Genomic DNA, 18620 nt, shown 5'->3' with positions numbered 1-18620 from the left:
GTGTGAACTAGATTCCCAGTGGACAATTGGACAGGAAACGGCAAAAGCATCGCTCAAAGCGGTGCTTTTTTATATTGTAAAACAAAAAAACACTGACAAAATCTCAGTGTTTTTCAGATGTAGCTTTTCAGTTAAAAACTTTTATTCCCCAACCATCCCGTCTCCATCTCGATCGTCCATATGCGGATACAGCCAATGGTCGCTCGTGATCGGCATGGAGAAGCCGGCGTCTTTGGCTTCTTGGATCGTAACTTGGCCGTTGCCGTTAGTATCGACGCTTGAGACGTCACCGCCTGCTTCGGGACTGCTCGTTTCCGGAGCGCTTGCTTCTGCTTCTGCAGGTTCGCTATCGGTCAAGCCGAGGGAGGCGTTGACTTCATCGGGGTTGACGTTATCGAAGGTGTCGACCACTGTGTTGCCTTTGATCGTATACGTGTATTGGTAGCTGGCAGGGATTTGCGTTTCGGTATCGGCGTAGGTGATGATCGCTTCAAAGTCCGTGGCGCCGCCGGCATCGCGAATGGCGTCTTCCATATAGGCCTGGTCGCCGTAACGGTTCAATGTGCTTTCTTGTGGCGTGATGTTGTAGGCGTTCGATACGCCGCCGAGTGAATCCGCGATGACGTGCCCTTCGTCTAAGACGTCGCTTTCGACGCCGGGCACTTTGGCTTCGTCTGAATAATAGCGGCCGGTTGACAAGACCGGTTCGCTCGCGTCATCTTGCAAGATGATTTCATCCGCCACGACGCGCTCTAATTGGCCGTGTTCGTTCGTGAAGGCCCAGTATTCACGGTCGCCAAAGCCGATGGAGACGACGGTGTTCGCTTCTCTGTAGCCGGACAGGTCGCCGCCATCGACTTCCACGAGTTCGTATCCGGCAAAGCGGTCGTCTGCCGGTTGCGCTTCTGTTTCTTCTTCTGGCGCTGCGGTTTCAGTATCAGCTGGCTGTTCGCTGGAAGTTTCCTCTTTGCTTTCTTCGGGTGCTTCGGTTTCTTCTGTCGCATCGTCCGCGACTTCGGTTTCAGTGGTGGTTTCTTGTTGTACTTCTGCCTCAGTGGTGGCAGTTTCTGCTGCGTCTGTGCAGCCGGCCATCAAGACAGCCAGCAACAAGACGATCCAATAGTTCATCTGTTTTTTCAATTCAAGACACTCCTCTAGTTGGTCGTGGTGCAATTTGGGTCATTGGCGGCATCAGATTCATTTTCGGATAAAGTTGTTGGGAAAAATATGTTCCTTTATTCATTATTATACCAATAATTTACATCAAATATAAGGAGATTTCCGTGTTCCAGTGTCAGAAAAAATAAATCGCTGTTTCGTTGAGAATAATTATCAATTGGGGTATGATGGCTTTATAAAAGAATTCTTAGGAGGAATAGCGATGCAAATATATTGGACGAAAATCAATCACATCATCGAGGAAAGCCCGGAAGTAAAAACGTACCTGCTCGATTTGCCGGAAGGCTTTACGTGGCAGGAAGGCTCGCATACTCATTTCGCGTTTGAAGGGTTTAATGCCGGAGAGAAACCAAACCGCGGCTTAATCCGCCATATGTCGATCTGCACCTTGCCGCACGAAAATTCGATCGGCATTACGACGCGCATTAAAGATCAGTGTTCGGAGTTCAAGTCGATTTTGCGCGACATGAAACCGGGCGACGAAGTGGCGATCTTCAAGACGCATTCCAATGTGCCGCTGAAGCGTGAGGGCAAGAATGTCTACCTATTGTCATCAGGGGTTGGCCTTGCGACATTCCGCCCGCTCGTGCTGGAATATTTGAGCAATGCGGAAGGGGTCCAGTCGGTTCACTCCTTGAATGTGGATTCGTCCAAGCATTATTTGTTCCAAGACGTTTTTGAAACAAACCCTGAGCATAAGTTCACAGCGCAATTCGTCGATAGCCGCGCGACGTATTACGAAGCGGTCAAAGGCTTTGCGAGTGATGCGGACGGCTTGTTTTATATCGTTGGCAGTGATGAGTTTTTGAAAGAGAACATTGAATTGCTTCGCGGACAAGGGGTGGCGCGCGAACAGATCCTGCTCGATAAGCGTGAGCAGTCGATCGCGGAGTTTTTGCCAGACGCACAAAACGTGTAAGCAATTAAAAAAAGCCTAAGCTCCTGTTGTAAAGGGAGCTTAGGCTTTTTTGGGTTAATGCTGGGGTTTATTCGAATGCGACGTTGTGCTGGACTTGGTCTTGGTTGGTCCATTCAATAGTCGTGCCCGGTGCGACGGTGATTGTGTCTTCACCGAATTCATAATCGGCGATGTCGACAGAGACGGTATCCATCATTTCTGCGCCTTCTTCAACGATGACGGTCATTTGCATGACAGGGTGCGGTTCACAGTAGACTGCGTATTCGCCGGTTTCATTGAAGACAAAGCTAGTCATTTCGCCGTTGGACAATAAGTCGGACGCTTCGCCGCTCATCGCTTCAGGCGCGCTTGCTTGCTCTTCGCTTTCTGTGTCTTCAGCCGGTTCTTCCTCAGATTCTTCCTCCGCAGGCTCTTCTTCAGTAGATTCTTCTCCTGCAGCGTCTTCCTCATTTTCCATCTCTTCGTCCATTGGCTCTTCTTCTGTGTCTTCCATCGATTCTTCTTCAGGCATTTCTTCCATCTCTGCGCTTTCTTCTTCCGCTGGCGCTTGCATGTCTTCTTCGTTCGCTGAGTCGTCTTGTCCGCAAGCGGCGAGTGACAACATGCCGGCAGCGAGCATTAAGGTGAATTTTTTGTTGATCATGTTTTTTCCTCCTTTTTGTAGGTGCTTCTTGCTTAGTAAACGCAGCGACAGGCAAAATAGATCAACTTTTGGGCAAAATCGTTTAAAGTTATGGGCAGTAGGCGATATTTTCCCAAATAGCGAGTGCTTTTCATCAGGCAAGTCGCAAAATCGACATGTACCGTTTGAACAGCTAGCCAAAGAGGGGAATTAAAGCTAGAGAGAAGAATAGACGAGACTGCAGCAAGCAGTACACTACATTTCCACATTGGAGGAGCCATGAAAAAATTAATGCTGTATTCAGTTGCCGGGGTTGCGGCTATTGCCGCGATGTCCGGTGCCGCACTAAAGCTTTACACACCGCTCGGGGCGAGTCCGGATAAGCGCCAGCGGGACCGCTTTTCTGGCTTGCCTAATTATAACGAAGGGAAATTCGCCAATGACGAGGAAGAAACGGCCGTCGATTTGTCGGGAGGCTTGTCGATGCTGAAGGATTCTTTGTTTGCGGGGGAGGTCGAGCGCACTCCTTTAGCAATGTTGCCGGTTGCGGAAGTTGACTGGGCGCGCATTGAAAGCCCACAAGACAGTGTGACGTGGTTCGGCCATTCGACCTTTTTATTGAGCATCGACGGCCGTAAGTTATTCATCGATCCGATGCTTGGCAACCGGGCCTCTCCCTTATCCTTTGTCGGAAGCGCACGCTATAGCCACGACTGGCTTGCCACAATTGATCGCTTGCCGCCAATTGATGCGGTGCTGTTGACGCATGACCATTACGACCATCTGGATTACGAATCGATTCGTGCACTGGAAAGTAAAGTCGGGCATTTCTATGTGCCGCTTGGCGTCGGAGTGCATCTTTTGCGCTGGGGCGTGGAAGATGCGCGCATCACCGAATTGAATTGGTGGGAAGAAGCGCAGCTTGGAAACTTGACGCTCGCGCTGACACCGTCACGGCATTTTTCGGGGCGCGGTTTATTCAACCGCAATTCGACGCTATGGGGCGGCTGGGTAGTGCTCGGCAAACAGACGCGTTTTTACACGAGCGGCGACGGCGGCTATGGCAGCCATTTCAAGGAAATCGGCGATGCTTACGGGCCGTTCGACCTTGCTTTGATCGAAGGCGGCCAGTACGATACGCGCTGGGAGTCTTCTCATATGACGCCCGAGCAGTCGGTGCAGGCACACCTAGACGTTCGGGGAGAGAAGATGATGCTCGTCCACTGGGCCGCGTTTACTTTGGCGTTTCATAGCTGGACAGACCCGATTGAGCGCGCGTCTAAGGAAGCCGTGCGGCAAGGTGTGGAACTTGTCACGCCAAAAATCGGGGAAACGCTGTCTTTAGGCGCGCTCGATGCGTATAAGGCGATCCGCTGGTGGGCGCAGTGAATTGACGCCGGTTTCCAAGATTTGAGATTGAAGTGCCTTTCTTTTAAAATGGGGGGCATCACGAGAAATTCGAAAAGAGGGATCGTATGACATTGACCAAAATTTCCATGCCTTTAGCCATTCGCATCGAGACGGTACGCCGCAGAGGGGCAGAAATCGGGGACTTGCTTGGCAGCGATGAGTTCGCTTCGCTCGGCTCAGACCTAGAGTCTGTGTTCCGTGACGGCTACCAAGTGAAATTCCTGACAATCAACGGCGCGAAGAACTTGCTGCGCTTGAAATTCGACCAGGAAGCGGATCTGGATTATACCGAAACCGAACGAGGGCTTTCAGGCATTTCGATGGACGAAGCGTAAGTCGAGGCGCTCCGCCCGATTCTGTCCGATAATTGCCGCTTGGAACAAGAAACGGGCGGCTCGTACCAGATTATATGGGCTGACTAAGTGAGTGAATACAAAAAACGGACGAAGCATCAGCTTCGCCCGTTTTTTTTATAGTTTCCGGAATTTCTTCAAAGCTAGCGTATTGATCAAGTACAGCACCAGCGCGTAAGCCGTAAGCCCCGCAAGATGGCCCCAGATTTCTGCGAAGCCGTCGCCATAGACCATGACGCCTTTAATAGCGGCAGCGCCGTAATAGATCGGCATGATGTACGACAAATTGCCGAGCTGGTAAGGAACCAAGTCCAGCGGGATGAGCCCTGAGAAGAATACTTGTGGAATGATGGTGAACGGGATCAATTGGACGACTTGCAGTTCGGTGCCCGCGAAAATAGAAATGGTGGCGCCGAATGACACGGCGGTGACAGCGAGCAGCACCATCGTCAAGAGCACCCAGCCGATATTGCCGGCATTGCTCAGCTGCAACACGTAGATCGCGTACAAAACGATGAGAATCGCCTGAACGATGGCAAACACGCCATAGCCTGCAGTATAGCCGGCAATGACTTCACCGCGCCGTATGGGAGTCATCATCAATCGTTCGAGCGTTCCGCGGCTGCGTTCCCGCACGAGCGCCATCGCGGAGATGATGAACACGAAAAAGAAGGAGAACAAGGCGAGAAAGACGTAGCCGAGTGAATCGAAGGTGCTTTGGTCAGGTGTTCCGTAGACGTAGCTTACCTCGGTGTCTGCGCTTGGATTGACATCAGCCATCGCATCTTGGATTTCTGCCATGGCGGTGGCGCCTTTTTGGGACGGTTCGTACAGCGTGATGGCCATGCCCGCATTTTCCGGAAAGCGCAGGACAGCGTCGACACCTTCATGCTGCTGAAGGTAATCGTCCGCTTGTTCCACTTGACTTGCTGTTAAATCGACTAAGGTCAGCTCTTGTTGTTCTAATGCAGTTATGACGGGTGCCGGAACAGCTTCTCGCTCAATGCCGACAGTCGCGACGTAATCCGAATCGCCGAGCAGTAAGTAAACCAAAGTTAAAATCAGCAGCGGGGCGACGAGAATGAGCATGACGCTGCGCTTGTCGTTGACGGTTTGGCGAATGACGCGTTTCGCTAACTGGATCATGAGCGCGCCTCACTTTCTGAAGCGGCGAAGAACAAGTCTTCGATGCGTCCGCTTGCGGTTTTGTCGAGCAGTTTCGGAACGGTGTCGTATTCGATGAGCTGGCCATTATACAAAAGCGCTCCTTTGTCGCATTCGATCACTTCGTCCATGACATGTGTCGAGACGACGATGGTCGTGCCTTGCGCTTTAAAAGATTGAAATTGCTTCCAGATTTTTCGGCGCAGTACCGGATCGATGCCAGCGGTCGGTTCGTCGAGAAACAGAATATCCGGCTTGTGCAAAATGGCAATAGCCAGCGACAGCCGCTTTTTCATGCCGCCGGAGAAATTTTTCACCAATTTTTTTCGGTGGTCGGTCAACTCCACGATGTCGAGGACTTCGGTGATGCGTGCATCGAGTGCCTGTTTCTTGATGGGGTAGAAGCCGCCAAAGAATTTCAAATTGCCATATGCCGATAAATCGTCGTACAAAGCATCGTTTTGTGGCATGAAACCGAGTCGTTTTAAAACCGCCATATCGGGCATCTCGGTATCGCCGAAACGAATCGTGCCACTATCTGCCGGCAATGCCCCGATCATCAAGCTGATCAAGGTCGTTTTGCCGGAACCGGATGGGCCGAGCAAGCAGCAGATTTCTCCTGCTGTAATGGCGAAGCTCAGATCTTTAATAACCAAGGTCTTGCCGAAACTTTTTTTGACATGAGAAAGCTGAATGTCCATGATGGTTCCTCCTCCGTCTGCCGCAGCCTGGCGTAGTAGCCCCGGAAAATTGGGCTGTTTTTCTTGTTCATTTGCGGCTAAGATAATAAACAAACTGTCGTTTTACTTCTTGGGTTTAGTATAGTCCCTTAGCCATAAGCGGACAATCATCAAAACTAGGCCATGTGTTGTTTAAATAACACATGGGAAGAAAGTGTTGGAAAACGTGTGAAGGAGGAATAAAAATGAGCGAAAACCCAACTGATTTGCGGGTCGTTCGGACGAAACAAGCGATCCGTTCGGCCTTGATAGCCTTAATGGAAGAAAAAGGCTTTGAAGCCATCTGCGTTAAAGACATTACCGAGCGGGCGACTATTAACCGCGGCACCTTCTATAGCCATTATGAGGACAAATTTGATTTGATGGACAAATGCCAAGAACAATTGCTGAAGGAAATGGAAACTAAGATTGTTCCTAATATCCCAAAGCTCATCGAAGAGACGAAACAAGACGATGCTGGGCCAATGCCAATCTCGGCATTGATGCCATTTTTTGAATTCCTCCGCGCCAATCAAAGCTTTATGAAGGCCTTACTTGGGCCTAGGGGCGATGCGGCCTTTCAGGTCAAAATGAAAGAATGCTTACACCGCGGGTTATTCGGGCAGGAACATGCCATATTCAAGGCGGAGGGCCTGCTCGTGCCGCCGCGTTATTTGGCTTCTTATATTGCTTCTGCCCATATTGGGATCATTCAAGAATGGCTAAATGGCGGTGCGATCGAGCCGCCAGAAGACATCGCGCGCATCATTTCGGGCATGACCATCAAAGGTCCGTTGTTTGCAGCAGGCATCCGGCAAAAACCCGATGCGTAAAGCGGGCCGTCGATTGTTTAAGGCATTTTGGAAAGGGTAAATAAGGCTCATGAATCGAAAACAAGCAATCGACGAGGAGGATTTCTTCAATGGATTATATTAACTTAGGAAAGTCGGGGCTGCGCGTCCCGAAATACATTCTCGGAACGGTCCCATTCAGCGGCACGAATGGGTTTGAAGCGGCGGGCAATATCCAGGAAAACGAAGCGAGCCGCATGATCGACCTGTCGCTTGAAGCAGGCATCAATATGTTTGATACAGCGAATTTATACTCGCAAGGCAATGCTGAAAAAGTACTGGGGGCAGCGGTTCGCGGCAAGCGGGATCAAGTCTTGCTGACGTCGAAGACCGGTTTTCCATTTGACGGCCACCAGAATGCGCGCGGCGCTTCGCGCAATCATTTATTGAAATCGATTGATGAATCCTTGACGCGCTTGGGTACAGATTACCTCGACCTGTACTTTGTCCATTTATGGGACGGGCAGACGCCGGTCGAAGAGACGGTTGAAACGATGAACGATTTGATCAAAGCCGGCAAGATTCGCCATTGGGGCGTGTCGAACTACAGCGGCTGGGCGCTGGCCAAAACACATACCTTTGCGGAACAAAACGGCAAGATTCCGCCGATCACCCAACAAATTTACTACACGCCGGAAGCACGCGAAGCGGAGTATGAACTGCTTCCAGCAGGTGCAGAACTCGGGGTCGGCTCGATGATTTGGAGTCCGCTCGGCGAAGGCTTGTTGAACGGCAAAATCGGCCGTGACAAACAAGCACCGGAAGACACGCGCCAAGGCGGCGGCTGGCCGGAGCCTTGGGTATACGATCAGGAACGCTTGTATACAGTGATCGATGCCTTAGAGGAAGTAGCGGCGAACCATAACGCCACTGTGCCGCAAATCGCTTACGCGTGGGTGCGTGACCGTCCGAACGTCGGGCCGATCGTCATCGCAGCACGCAATGAAGAACAGCTGAAAGAAAATATCGCTTCCTATAAGATTAAGCTGAAGCGTGATGAACACGATTTGATCGAAGCAGCCGCGCGTCCGGCACCGTTCTATCCACATTGGCACCGCGCCATGAGTGCGCCGGACATGGCGAGCCCGTCTGAACAGGGTTACCTAGACGGATACAAGAAGACAATGGGCACTAAAAAATCATAAGTAAAACCCGGCATGCAATCGCGTGCCGGGTTTTGTTTTTCTTGTTTACTTGATTTCCGTAAAAATCGAGCTGACGGCCATTTTGGCGATGGTGCCGCTAGACATGATGAACTTGTCGACTTGGATATGCGAGAAGCTTGGCAAATGTTCTTCCCGTTCGACTTCGACAGTCGTATAGACGTCCGGAGACATGCGTTCGACGGCGGTCGCGATCAATAGCGATTTTCCGTCTGTCAGCATCTGGTCTTCGATGCGGTCATCCGCAAAAATTAACACCGCTTTTGCCTGCTCGACATTGGCTTGCCGCAATATTTCTTCGTGCGTGGCATTGCCTCTGACGTAATGGATTCTTGAATTGAGTTCTTTGGCTTTTTCCAGCCGGTCGATGACGACGACTTCTGTTGTGGCGTCTTGCTTTAAGATTTCAGCAATGGCGTGCTCTGCTTTATAGGACCAATCAATGATGACGATGTGGTGGCGCCCTTTGTACATCAACTCACCTCTTTCTTTCATTCTTCTATGTAAGGACAAACTGTCGATGGCTTTTCCGATAAACGAAGCAAATAAGCCGATGCCGACGATGTAGAGAAACGCGACAGTGAAAATTCTTCCGGCTAATGTGACCGGGTATAGGTCGCCATATCCGACGGTCAGGACAGTGGTCATCGTAAACCACAAGGCGTCTGCATAATTGGTGAACGATGCCGGCTCGATGATCGGCATCATGAAGGTGCTGAAGGCAATCAACCCTAAAGTGCTGACGGTGAGCACGAGCCAGGACAAGCTGGTCACTTGCAAGTAAAGCTGTCGCAGGAGCAGCAAGTGAATCCCTCCTTTTTTTCTTCAGTATACAGGGAGTGTGCAACGCAGCGGACATTTTTTCGTTATAGAAGGAAGAAAAGAAATGAGGGATAAGAAATGAAAGCAGTCATTTTTGATATGGACGGGACTTTGTTTCAAACCGCTACCATTTTAGAAAAATCGCTTGAACAGGCATTTGCGATTCTTCGTGAGCGCGGCGAATGGCAAGGTGCGGCACCGATCGATGAGTACCGGAACATTATGGGCGTGCCGCTGCCTGCGGTATGGCAGGAATTGCTGCCGGAGAAGTCGGATGAATTGAAAGGTGAAATGGATGGGCATTTTCTTGAACGGCTGATCGACAACATCAGAGATGGCCATGGCGCTTTATATCCGGGAGTGGAAGAGGTGCTCGAGAAAATTTGTTCGGAAGGCTACTCGGTGTTTATCGCAAGCAACGGGCTGGTGCGCTATTTAGAGGCGATTGTATCTTATTACGGATTGAATCGATGGGTGACGGAAACGTTCAGCATCGAACAAGCCGCAACGTTCGATAAAGGAGACCTGGTCCGCATGATCAAAGAGAAATACGCGGTGACCGACGGCGCGGTTGTCGGAGACCGCTTGTCCGATATCCGCGCGGCGAAAGCGAACAACTTTGTGGCGGTTGGCTGCCGTTTTGATTTTGCGCAGGAACAGGAATTGAAAGAGGCGGATGTGGTGATTGAAGGCTTTGGAGAGCTTATAAACGTATTGGCTGAAGTCGAATCTCGCGAAAAGACAGCATTGAATATTCCCCTTCACAGAAAAGTGTGATAATATTGAAATAATTCAACGAAACGGAGGTGAGAAGAATGGAGAAATGTGCTGCGGTGATGGGTGTGAAAATGGAGGAAGCTTTGTATTTCACGCGTGTCATTACGTTTGATTTGACGCCAACGGGAGAAGTCTGCCCTTTTGTAGTCAATTTAAAATCACGCGCAGCTGATATCTGACATTCTTTTCACTAGTGTGAAAGACTGCCTGATACGGGCGGTCTTTTTTTTGTACCGATTTTCAAGCTGCGCCCTGGAGGCGTCAATCATGCAAATTACGGCACAACAATTAACCAAATCCATCGGCGGAAACGAAATCTTCACCGATTTATCGATCGAAATCAACGAACGAGAACGCATCGCAGTGGTCGGCCGCAACGGCTCGGGCAAAACGACTTTGTTCCAGCTATTGGCGGGACTCGAAGAGCCGGATGCCGGCACCATCATCCGGACAAAAAATACCCGAATCGGCTATCTGCACCAAATCCCGGACTATCCGGGATATACGGTATACGAAGTCTTAAACGAAAGCTTTAGCGCCTTGCACGCCATGCAAAGCCGGCTGAGTGAGCTCGAGCAGCATTTGGCAAGCAGTGCCGATGAACGGATACTGCGGCAATACGGCGAATTGCAGGAGCAGTTTATGGAAGCGGGCGGATACGAAACAGAATCCAAAATCGCAGCGGTAGCGAATGGCCTTGGCATCACTTCGCTGATCGAGCAGCCGTTTGACGCGCTGAGCGGCGGCGAGAAGACGAAAGTCATGCTCGCACAGCTTATTTTAAGCAAACCATCTGTTCTCTTGCTCGATGAACCGACCAATCACTTGGATTTATCAGCGATTGAATGGCTGGAACATTATTTGGAGTATTACAACGGCTCGGTCGTCGTTATTTCACATGACCGCCAGTTTTTGAATCATGTCGTAAACAAGGTTTACGAAATTGAAGACGGCGAAATTTGGGAAAGCAAAGGCGATTACGATGCCTATTTGCGCAATAAGCAGGCGAAAATGGAGCAGCAATTTGCAGCGTATAAAGAGCAGCAGAAGAAAATACAAAAGGTCAAAGAATCGATCCGCCGCCTGCGCCAATGGGCGAATGAAGCCTCACCGCCGAACCCCGATCTGTTTCGCAAGGCGAAAATGATGGAGAAAATGCTTGAGCGTATGCAACTAGTCAAACGGCCAGCAGCGGAAAAGGCGATGAACTTAAAATTGCAAGCCAAGGACCGCAGCGGCAAACGAGTCTTCGAATTGCAGGAGGTGTTTCACGGTTTCGGCGATGAGGTGTTGTTTGCCGATGTCGACTTGTCGGTTTACTGGCAGGACCGCCTGGCGATTGTCGGCGATAACGGTACCGGCAAATCAACTTTGTTGAAAATTTTATTGGGCGAACTCGAGCCGGTCGGCGGGGAAGTACGCCGCGGCAGCAATGTCAAAATCGGCTATCTCGCCCAGCAGTTTGAAGCGTTTGACGGAGAGGCACGGGTTATCGAAGCATTCCGTGAGCATTTGTCGATGACTGAAGGCGATGCCCGTCATGTGCTTGCGCAATTTTTGTTCTATGGCCACGACGTCTTCAAGCGTGTCAAAGACCTCAGCGGCGGCGAGAAGATGCGTCTGCGTCTCGCGCAGCTCATGCAAGAAGACTGCAATGTGCTCGTGTTGGATGAGCCAACCAACCACCTCGACATCGAATCGCGCGAAGTGCTTGAGGAAACGTTAAAGGAGTTTAACGGCACGATCATCGCGATCAGCCACGACCGCTACTTTCTGCAAAAGCTGTTCACGAAAGTCGCTTGGTTTGAACACCAAACACTGACCTTACACGAGGGTTCGTACGAGTGGGCGGCAGACAAACAGAAAAACGCCGACGGCATCTTGCAATGAAAGCGATGGCACAAAAAACGTTCCCGGCATCATGCCGGGAACGTTTTTAATGCTCTTTATTCGTTGTGCGGTTAAACAATACGACCAAAATTGGCCCAACGACCGGCAGCAAGGCCAATTGCTTGAACCGTGCGTCCGGCAGCAAGCGGTAGGTGGCATAAACCGACAAGCCCCATAACACGAACCAGTCGATCGTCATCACCGATACCAAACTGGAGGTCTGGAACGCTTCTGCGTATGTTTTTGGCGAGAAGCCGCGGAAGACGGTGAGGAAATTGATGATGCTGATGGCGGCAACAAAGATCAGCCACGCTTTTGAGCGCAGGATACGATGCAGCCAGTTCGGCCCGCGGCGTGTTTTCTCAGGCGGCTTGTTGCCGAACGCGAAATACGGCAATAGCGAGAATGCGCCAACTCCGAATGACACAAGCGCAAACGGCCACGCCGGCCAGCGGAAGCGGTCATTTGGCACAAGCAGCGTCAAAAAGACGAGTGGGAAAATGCCAAGTGAGTTGAAAACGGCGAGAATGAGCGGGTCGACACCTTCCCAGTCTCCCATGAGCAGCGGGCCGAATTCGTATCCGCCAGAACCCGATGGCGCGAAAAAGACAGCGTATGCAATCATCATCAGCCAAATCACTAAAAATGCCATGCGTGCCACCTCGTTTTCCTTGAGTTTTCCTTATCATAACGCATACAGCCCCGGCTGTCTTTGTCGAGCTCAAACGTTATAATGAAAGTATCTAGCCAAGAGGAGGAATCGAACATGGATGCATTGACGAAAAAACGCGGCAAAGCAATTGCCATCGACTTCGCGATATCCGGTGCGGTGAATGGGATCGTCGAACCGCTGCTCCGTAAAAAGCTCAAACAGGAGTGGGTACATGCACTCGTTACGCCGACCGTGGTGTTTTGGGGACTTGAGTATGCGCAGTTGAAGACGCGTGGCCAAACTGTTGGGCAAAAGGTCGCCGGCATCAAAATCGAAAGCGCAGACGGTGGGGAATTGACCGACCGGCAAATCCTCAAACGCCTTGCTCACCGGGATTCGATTATGGCGCTCGAGTGGTGGAAAGAACGCGGGCAGGACATGGGTGCGCAAATGCCTCATGACCGTTATGCCCATACTTTCGTAAGAGAGCTTAAACAATGATCTGGCAGGCGGCATTCACTTGGGTGCCGTCTTTTGCTTGGAACAATACATAATACGTTTACGAAATGAAGCTGTCTCTTACAGGGGAAGACAGGCTACAATATAGCTAAGAATTTTGTGTGAGTCAGGGGGAGCCTATGAACATTCGACAAGTGAACGCCAACGGACAAGCAATTATTCCGTCACTGGAATTGACTATGGAAAAAGGCAAAGTACTGGGCATCCAGACAAATGTCCAACGTAAAAAAATCCTATTGGCCCAATTAGCGGAGCGGGAGGATGTGTATTTGTCGTTCGCAGAACAAGGCGAGTATACGCGTTTAACTGTTGAGGAATTGCTGCACTTTTTAAAATCGCTTAGCGGCCACAGCCAACCGGTCCACTCGATGCTTCAGCTGTTTCAATTGGGCGACTACCAGAAAGTGAGAATTGCCAATTTGCCGGCGTCGAAGAAAATTTATTTGTCTTTGCTGCGTGTTTATTATGCACAGCAGCCGATTATTGTTCTGGAGGAGCCGTATTTCCAGTTGGAAGAGCCCGACCAATTGGCGTTTGCGCGACTGTTGGAAGAATTGGCGGAAGAAAAACAGATCCTGATTCTCACTGCCAATCTGGAAGATGCGCTGATCAGCTGCGACGAAGTCTATCGTTTGGACGAAGCAGGATTGCATCTATTGGATATTACGGATGCCGACGATGAGGCGGAAGCTGCACATGAAATCGGCGAAGCGGAATTCAAGATTCAAAAAATCCCGACCAAAAAGAACGACAAAACCATTTTGTTCAACCCGCCGGAAATAGATTATATCGAAAGCATGAACAGTACAGCCGTGGTGCATGTGGCTGGGGAAACCTATACGTGTGCGCTGACTTTGGCTGAACTGGAAGAGCGGCTTCTGCATTACGGATTTTTCCGCTGCCATCGCTCGTACATCGTCAATTTGCAAAAAGTGCGGGAATTGATCACTTGGACAAAAAATAGCTATAGCCTGCGGTTGACGACTGGAAAAGATTCCGTCGTGCCGCTGTCTAGAACCAAATTAGCCGAATTAAAAGCGTTGTTGAACATCTAATTTCCCGGGAAATAATCACCAAATCACAGATTTTAGGGTACAGTTCGGCCGGGAAATGGAACATATTAGCGGAATCGCAAAGCGTCAGCTCCTTTTTCTTACTATGCTGAGGTTATCAACGAAAAGGAGTGGCGCAAATGAATGCAATTTCCGTACAGAATATCCAAAAGACATTTGGCGGCAATATGGCTTTGAAAAATGTATCCTTCGAGATTCCAAAAGGAGAGATTTTCGGTTTTCTTGGGCCGAGTGGTTCCGGGAAAACGACTTTACTCAAAATTTTAACTGCACAATTGGAAGCGACGGACGGGCATGCTGCCGTAATGGAGATGCCGTCTAAAATGATGCAAAAAACAGCCCAGAAACGGCGCTTTGGTATCTTGACCGATAATAGCGGCTTGTATGAACGGTTATCTATTGAAGAAAACCTGGATGTGTTTCGGCGTTTATATGATTTGCCGAAATCGTCTATTGACCACGTGCTCGATTTCGTCAATTTGCATGCTGACCGCAAAAAGCGGGTCCGTGTGCTGTCAAAAGGGATGCGCCAGCGTGTCACGTTAGCGTGTGCGATCATCCATGAACCGGAACTGCTGTTTTTGGATGAGCCGACGTCCGCGCTCGACCCGGTCAACACGGCGCATATCCATAAAGGCTTGCGCTATTTGAATGAACGGGGGACGACGATCTTTTTGACGACCCACGATATGACGGAAGCGGAGACGCTATGTGAACGTGTGGCGATTTTGCATAAAGGGGAGATTCGTGCGATCGGAGCGCCTGATGAATTGAAAAAAACGCATCGCGATGGCACGTTGACCGTGGAATTGACGTCTGGGGAAAAAGAGCGCCTAGCGATGAGTGAAGAGTCTGCAGCGGCTATCGCCGGGTGGATGACCCGCGGACAAATCGACCGCATGTATACGAACGAACTGAGTCTTGGCGATATCTTCATTAAACTGACGGGGAGTGAATTGGTATGAACGTATCATTAAAGCGCATCCAAGCCATTTTCATCAAAGATTATAAAGAATTCTCGAGAAACTATGCGGTGTCGATCATGATTTTATTTCCGATCGCGTTTGCGCTCCTGTACCGGACAGAAGCGGGCGACCAGGCAGCGATTTATGCGTTCATCATGAACTTTTCACTAGCGATGCTTACGAGTTTTGTTCAGGCGTGTTTGATCGCGGAAGAGAAAGAGCGCAATACGCTGCGGTCGCTCATGATGACACCGGCGTCGATGCTCGATGTGCTGATTGGGAAAAGTGCGCTCGTCTTTCTTATTTCAGCGGCTGTCCTGGCGTTCAGCACGTACTTATTTGGCTACGAGTCCTCAAATGTGATGCTTCTGGCGGCGGCGCTTGGGATTTCCATCCTGCTTTATACCGCGATTGGGACGATTTGCGGCCTGTATTCAAAGACTTTGCTGGAAGCTTCGCTATCGGTTTTTCCGGTGCTGATCATCTTCACAGCCGGGCCGTTCGCGCTGGTCTTTGAAGATCAATATCCGTTTTTGGAAGTGCTGCGCTATTTGCCAAGCAGCCAATTGAGTGAGTTGCTCGTGGAGATGGAGGCCGGGGCGGCGGCTGGTGAACTTACGAAGCCGCTTGTCGTGATTTCGCTATGGGCTGTGGTGCTAACGGTTGTCTCGTTTGTTCTTTATAAAAGGCGGTTAATGGACCAATAAACAAGCCGGCTGACCCGAGAAAGGGCAGCCGGCTTTTGCTGTACTTAGTTTTTCAAAAACTCCACAATCCGTGCCACTAGCCCGTCTGCAAGCGGCAATTTGGGGTCGGCATAAGCCGCTAGATTGGCTTCTTCATCATCCGGTACGGATTTTAGCACGTGATTCATGTCTTCAACTATCAGCAATTCAGAGCCAGGCTTCGCTTCGTTCAATAGTTCGGCGTCTGTTATTGGCACTTGTAAATCGCGTGTACCGCCGATGATCAGCGTCTCGGCGTTGAGTTGTTCGATTTGTTCAACGGGGTCATACGCCATCCACGACCGAAGATAAGGCTGAACGGATGGCCGGAAGACTTGCTGCAATTCCGCACTCACATCATCCACAGTTTCCCCTCGAGCGAGTTGGTCGAGTATCGCTTGTGCTTCTTCTACTTGCGCTGCCGGCAAAGTGCTGAGCTGTTCTTTCAATAGTTCATCGGCAGTTCGGCCGACGCCTGCTAGCGACACATAGGAATCGGCACTTTCTTGATTGGCGGCAACGAGCCCGACGAGTGCGCCTTCGCTATGGCCGATGACTGTGACATCTGTGAAGCGCTCGTCTTCTTTTGCGAAGCGGATCCAGGCAGCTGCATCTGCTGCGTAATCATTAAAGTGCAGGTCGGACTCGGCTTTTGCGAGCGCGGCATTGTCGCCAACGCCGCGCTTGTCATAGCGGATCACGGCGATGCCCTCAGCTTTCAACTGTTCGGCAAGCATCTTCAGGCTATTGTTTTTGCCAGCGAGTGTCAGCGAGTTGCCGTCTTTATCGGTCGGGCCGGAACCGGCAATCAAAATCGCGACGGGGTGAGGCCCATCTGTTTCCGGAATTTCTTCGAGCGCCTGCATTGTACCGCCCTCTACGGCTGTTTCAATGATTTTCTCAGGGTCGGCGTCTGGTTCTTTCTCGCCGCGTTCAAGTGTGAAAGGGAACTTCTGATTTTGTTGCGTCATTTGACCTGTGATTTTTTCCGATTCGATGGCCCCTTCGAATACCAATCGTTGTCCTTGCAAGTTGGCGTCGAATGCCACTTCCGGAAGATCAAACTTAACGGTCGACAAAGGATAATTTTTAACGCCTTGCAGCGGAATGCTTAAGAACCCTTCGTCTTCTGTAAATTCAATTGAAAAAGGAATCGGCTGTCCGGGCACTTCGATGGCGCCTTGCCAGAACCCGTCGATTTCCGACGCCGATGCGTCTTTTTCTGCACGTTCGTTATTTCCGCTCGAGCATCCGGCAACGAGCAGGATTCCTGCGAGTGCCAGGAGAGCGGTTGTCCATTTAGTCATTTGTCTGCCTCCTCGTGCATCTGCTTCTTTAACTAGTTCAGCATGAGCATGTTCTTCTCCTCCCTTTTTCAGTCGAATGGCTGATTTCCACTGCGTCATGCGAGCCGCTATACTGAAAAGGATTGAGAAAACGCATGACGAAAGGACGGAGCATATGGAACAATACCGCATTAACCCGAACAACGGCCTCGAGTTCGGCATTTATACACTCGGCGATCATTTGCCGGATCCACATACAGGAAAACGGCAATCGGAAGGGGAGCGGATCCGCGAGATTATCCGCTTCGCTCAGCTCGCCGAACAGGCAGGCGTCGACTTTTTCAGCGTCGGTGAAAGCCATCAAGAGTATTTTGCTACGCAGGCGCATACGGTCGTCTTGTCGGCAATTGCACAGGCAACCGAAAAAATCAAAATCTCAAGCTCTTCGACCATCATCTCGACTTCGGATCCGGTGCGCGTGTTCGAGGATTTTGCGACGATCGATTTGATTTCGCAAGGTCGCGCTGAAATTATCGCGGGCCGTGCATCGCGTGTCGGCTTATTCGATTTGCTTGGTTACGATATCCGCTATTACGAAGAATTGTACGAAGAAAAATTCAAGCTATTGCTTGAAATCAATGAGCAGGAAACCGTCAATTGGAACGGCCGTTTTCGCGCATCGCTAAAAGATGCCCAAGTATTGCCGCGCCCAGAACATGGCAGTCTGCCGATTTGGCGTGCAGTGGGTGGACATCCATCGAGTGCTATTAAAGCAGGGCAAGCGGGCGTGCCGATGATGCTCGCGACACTTGGTGGCCCGGCGGAAACGTTCAAAATGACCATCGACGCTTATCGCAATGCCGCGACAGAAGCGGGCTATGACGCTGCGCAATTGCCGGTTGCGACTGCAGGGTTTTTCAATGCTGCTGAAACGACCCAACAGGCGCTTGCGGAATATTATCCACATGTGGATAAAGGAATGCTCAAAACCAACGGCCGTGGTTATCCACAGGAAGCGTTCCAGCACGGAGCAGAAAAAGAAAGCGTCATGAATATCGGCAGCCCACAGGAAATTATCGAGAAGATTCTTTACCAGCACGAGCTTTATGGGCATCAGCGCTATATCGCGCAAATGGATTTCGGCGGGGTACCGATGGAGCGCCTCGAGCGCAATCTTGAGTTATTGGCATCAGAGATTTTGCCAGCAGTGCGCAAATACACGCGCATCAAATAAGGTACACGAAAAGGCGCGCAGCTAGGTCAGCTGTGCGCCTTTTTCAGGCTGTCGAGAAAATTAAGAAGTCGTATTTTCCGAAGCTTATCGCTCGACTCCGTGGGCTCGCGCCCAAGCCTCCTCAGCCGCTTCGCGTCTTGCGGGGTCTCGGTCGTCTCGCTGATCCACCGGAGTCGAGGAACACTTCTCCAAATACTTAGAGAAGTCATTGACTGTTGAAAATAGAAAAAGATACTCTTTTTTCATAGTTGGGTACGAACCATAAGCTTCTTCAACCCTCTGTAAAAGGCGCGCAGC

At 50.5% G+C, this 18620-nt stretch carries 20 protein-coding genes; 13 read left to right on the top strand and 7 right to left on the bottom strand.

Annotation, left to right across the window (positions count from 1 at the left end):
• Positions 1–141 precede the first annotated feature (141 nt).
• A complete protein-coding gene (locus AY633_RS06485) occupies positions 142–1140 on the bottom strand; it encodes a DNA/RNA non-specific endonuclease (protein WP_260804529.1) in 999 nt (332 codons plus the stop codon).
• Positions 1141–1381: 241 nt separating this feature from the next.
• Between AY633_RS06485 and AY633_RS06480 the strand changes: the two genes are divergently transcribed.
• Positions 1382–2098, top strand: coding sequence for a ferredoxin reductase domain-containing protein (locus tag AY633_RS06480; RefSeq protein ID WP_068487514.1), 717 nt, complete (start codon positions 1382–1384; stop codon positions 2096–2098).
• Positions 2099–2165: 67 nt separating this feature from the next.
• Here AY633_RS06480 and AY633_RS06475 read toward each other — a convergent pair whose 3' ends face one another.
• Entirely contained in the window at positions 2166–2741 is a 576-nt protein-coding gene (locus AY633_RS06475) for a plastocyanin/azurin family copper-binding protein (RefSeq protein ID WP_068487513.1), read from the bottom strand.
• A 258-nt stretch (positions 2742–2999) separates the two neighbouring features.
• On the opposite strand from AY633_RS06475, the gene AY633_RS06470 reads away from it, so the two are divergent.
• Together AY633_RS06470 and AY633_RS06465 are read left to right on the top strand one after the other, a co-directional pair.
• Positions 3000–4109 carry an MBL fold metallo-hydrolase gene (locus AY633_RS06470; RefSeq protein WP_260804528.1) on the top strand — a complete coding sequence of 370 codons (1110 nt, stop codon included), beginning with the start codon at positions 3000–3002 and terminating at the stop codon, positions 4107–4109.
• Positions 4110–4195: 86 nt separating this feature from the next.
• Positions 4196–4465 carry a hypothetical protein gene (locus AY633_RS06465; protein WP_068487512.1) on the top strand — a complete coding sequence of 90 codons (270 nt, stop codon included), beginning with the start codon at positions 4196–4198 and terminating at the stop codon, positions 4463–4465.
• 135 nt (positions 4466–4600) lie between these two features.
• On the opposite strand, the gene AY633_RS06460 is transcribed toward AY633_RS06465, so the two are convergent.
• Positions 4601–5629, bottom strand: coding sequence for an ABC transporter permease (locus AY633_RS06460; protein ID WP_068487511.1), 1029 nt, complete (start codon positions 5627–5629; stop codon positions 4601–4603).
• Positions 5626–6348: an ABC transporter ATP-binding protein gene (locus AY633_RS06455; protein WP_068487510.1), complete on the bottom strand. Its 723-nt coding sequence runs from the start codon at positions 6346–6348 to the stop codon at positions 5626–5628. The genes AY633_RS06460 and AY633_RS06455 overlap by 4 nt, the downstream gene beginning before the upstream one ends.
• Before the next feature lie 224 nt (positions 6349–6572).
• On the opposite strand from AY633_RS06455, the gene AY633_RS06450 reads away from it, so the two are divergent.
• Both AY633_RS06450 and AY633_RS06445 read left to right on the top strand, forming a co-directional pair.
• Entirely contained in the window at positions 6573–7199 is a 627-nt protein-coding gene (locus tag AY633_RS06450; protein WP_068487509.1) for a TetR/AcrR family transcriptional regulator, read from the top strand.
• 89 nt (positions 7200–7288) lie between these two features.
• On the top strand, positions 7289–8362 hold the full coding sequence (locus tag AY633_RS06445) for an aldo/keto reductase (RefSeq protein ID WP_068487508.1): 1074 nt from the start codon (positions 7289–7291) through the stop codon (positions 8360–8362).
• A 45-nt stretch (positions 8363–8407) separates the two neighbouring features.
• On the opposite strand, the gene AY633_RS06440 is transcribed toward AY633_RS06445, so the two are convergent.
• Positions 8408–9184: a potassium channel family protein gene (locus AY633_RS06440; RefSeq protein WP_068487507.1), complete on the bottom strand. Its 777-nt coding sequence runs from the start codon at positions 9182–9184 to the stop codon at positions 8408–8410.
• Between the two features lie 96 nt (positions 9185–9280).
• Between AY633_RS06440 and AY633_RS06435 the strand changes: the two genes are divergently transcribed.
• From AY633_RS06435 to abc-f, 3 genes are all read left to right on the top strand, one after another.
• Positions 9281–9979 carry an HAD family hydrolase gene (locus AY633_RS06435; RefSeq protein ID WP_068487506.1) on the top strand — a complete coding sequence of 233 codons (699 nt, stop codon included), beginning with the start codon at positions 9281–9283 and terminating at the stop codon, positions 9977–9979.
• Between the two features lie 38 nt (positions 9980–10017).
• Positions 10018–10158 (top strand): hypothetical protein, encoded by a 141-nt coding sequence (locus AY633_RS16595; RefSeq protein ID WP_156889083.1) that lies wholly within the window; start codon positions 10018–10020, stop codon positions 10156–10158.
• 88 nt (positions 10159–10246) lie between these two features.
• Positions 10247–11869 (top strand): ribosomal protection-like ABC-F family protein, encoded by a 1623-nt coding sequence (abc-f, locus tag AY633_RS06430; RefSeq protein WP_068487505.1) that lies wholly within the window; start codon positions 10247–10249, stop codon positions 11867–11869.
• 46 nt (positions 11870–11915) lie between these two features.
• On the opposite strand, the gene AY633_RS06425 is transcribed toward abc-f, so the two are convergent.
• Entirely contained in the window at positions 11916–12521 is a 606-nt protein-coding gene (locus tag AY633_RS06425; protein ID WP_068487504.1) for a hypothetical protein, read from the bottom strand.
• 81 nt (positions 12522–12602) lie between these two features.
• On the opposite strand from AY633_RS06425, the gene AY633_RS06420 reads away from it, so the two are divergent.
• From AY633_RS06420 to AY633_RS06405, 4 genes are all read left to right on the top strand, one after another.
• Positions 12603–13022: an RDD family protein gene (locus AY633_RS06420; RefSeq protein ID WP_313903497.1), complete on the top strand. Its 420-nt coding sequence runs from the start codon at positions 12603–12605 to the stop codon at positions 13020–13022.
• Between the two features lie 137 nt (positions 13023–13159).
• Complete coding sequence (locus tag AY633_RS06415; RefSeq protein WP_068487502.1) at positions 13160–14095, top strand: LytTR family transcriptional regulator DNA-binding domain-containing protein; 936 nt, start codon at positions 13160–13162, stop codon at positions 14093–14095.
• Between the two features lie 137 nt (positions 14096–14232).
• Positions 14233–15078, top strand: coding sequence for an ABC transporter ATP-binding protein (locus AY633_RS06410; RefSeq protein WP_068487501.1), 846 nt, complete (start codon positions 14233–14235; stop codon positions 15076–15078).
• Complete coding sequence (locus AY633_RS06405; RefSeq protein ID WP_068487500.1) at positions 15075–15785, top strand: ABC transporter permease; 711 nt, start codon at positions 15075–15077, stop codon at positions 15783–15785. Before AY633_RS06410 ends, AY633_RS06405 begins: the two co-directional genes overlap by 4 nt.
• Positions 15786–15829: 44 nt before the next feature.
• Here the strand turns inward: AY633_RS06405 and AY633_RS06400 are convergent, their stop codons facing one another.
• Entirely contained in the window at positions 15830–17110 is a 1281-nt protein-coding gene (locus tag AY633_RS06400) for an alpha/beta hydrolase (RefSeq protein ID WP_082799193.1), read from the bottom strand.
• A 154-nt stretch (positions 17111–17264) separates the two neighbouring features.
• Here AY633_RS06400 and AY633_RS06395 point away from each other — a divergent pair, with 154 nt between their 5' ends.
• Positions 17265–18323 carry an LLM class flavin-dependent oxidoreductase gene (locus AY633_RS06395; RefSeq protein WP_068487499.1) on the top strand — a complete coding sequence of 353 codons (1059 nt, stop codon included), beginning with the start codon at positions 17265–17267 and terminating at the stop codon, positions 18321–18323.
• Positions 18324–18620: the final 297 nt, after the last annotated feature.

Source organism: Planococcus maritimus (assembly GCF_001592825.1).
GTDB lineage: Bacteria > Bacillota > Bacilli > Bacillales_A > Planococcaceae > Planococcus > Planococcus maritimus_C.
This window is presented reverse-complemented; position numbering and strand designations above follow the sequence as displayed.

Bases quoted from the DNA above. Each gene is read 5' to 3' on its own strand.
- AY633_RS06480 (WP_068487514.1), top strand. From the start codon at position 1,382: ATGCAAATATATTGGACGAAAATCAATCACATCATCGAGGAAAGCCCG.
- AY633_RS06475 (WP_068487513.1), bottom strand. From the start codon at position 2,741: ATGATCAACAAAAAATTCACCTTAATGCTCGCTGCCGGCATGTTGTCA.
- AY633_RS06470 (WP_260804528.1), top strand. From the start codon at position 3,000: ATGAAAAAATTAATGCTGTATTCAGTTGCCGGGGTTGCGGCTATTGCC.
- AY633_RS06465 (WP_068487512.1), top strand. From the start codon at position 4,196: ATGACATTGACCAAAATTTCCATGCCTTTAGCCATTCGCATCGAGACG.
- AY633_RS06460 (WP_068487511.1), bottom strand. From the start codon at position 5,629: ATGATCCAGTTAGCGAAACGCGTCATTCGCCAAACCGTCAACGACAAG.
- AY633_RS06455 (WP_068487510.1), bottom strand. From the start codon at position 6,348: ATGGACATTCAGCTTTCTCATGTCAAAAAAAGTTTCGGCAAGACCTTG.
- AY633_RS06450 (WP_068487509.1), top strand. From the start codon at position 6,573: ATGAGCGAAAACCCAACTGATTTGCGGGTCGTTCGGACGAAACAAGCG.
- AY633_RS06445 (WP_068487508.1), top strand. From the start codon at position 7,289: ATGGATTATATTAACTTAGGAAAGTCGGGGCTGCGCGTCCCGAAATAC.
- AY633_RS06435 (WP_068487506.1), top strand. From the start codon at position 9,281: ATGAAAGCAGTCATTTTTGATATGGACGGGACTTTGTTTCAAACCGCT.
- AY633_RS16595 (WP_156889083.1), top strand. From the start codon at position 10,018: ATGGAGAAATGTGCTGCGGTGATGGGTGTGAAAATGGAGGAAGCTTTG.
- abc-f (WP_068487505.1), top strand. From the start codon at position 10,247: ATGCAAATTACGGCACAACAATTAACCAAATCCATCGGCGGAAACGAA.
- AY633_RS06425 (WP_068487504.1), bottom strand. From the start codon at position 12,521: ATGGCATTTTTAGTGATTTGGCTGATGATGATTGCATACGCTGTCTTT.
- AY633_RS06420 (WP_313903497.1), top strand. From the start codon at position 12,603: ATGAAAGTATCTAGCCAAGAGGAGGAATCGAACATGGATGCATTGACG.
- AY633_RS06415 (WP_068487502.1), top strand. From the start codon at position 13,160: ATGAACATTCGACAAGTGAACGCCAACGGACAAGCAATTATTCCGTCA.
- AY633_RS06410 (WP_068487501.1), top strand. From the start codon at position 14,233: ATGAATGCAATTTCCGTACAGAATATCCAAAAGACATTTGGCGGCAAT.
- AY633_RS06405 (WP_068487500.1), top strand. From the start codon at position 15,075: ATGAACGTATCATTAAAGCGCATCCAAGCCATTTTCATCAAAGATTAT.
- AY633_RS06400 (WP_082799193.1), bottom strand. From the start codon at position 17,110: ATGACTAAATGGACAACCGCTCTCCTGGCACTCGCAGGAATCCTGCTC.
- AY633_RS06395 (WP_068487499.1), top strand. From the start codon at position 17,265: ATGGAACAATACCGCATTAACCCGAACAACGGCCTCGAGTTCGGCATT.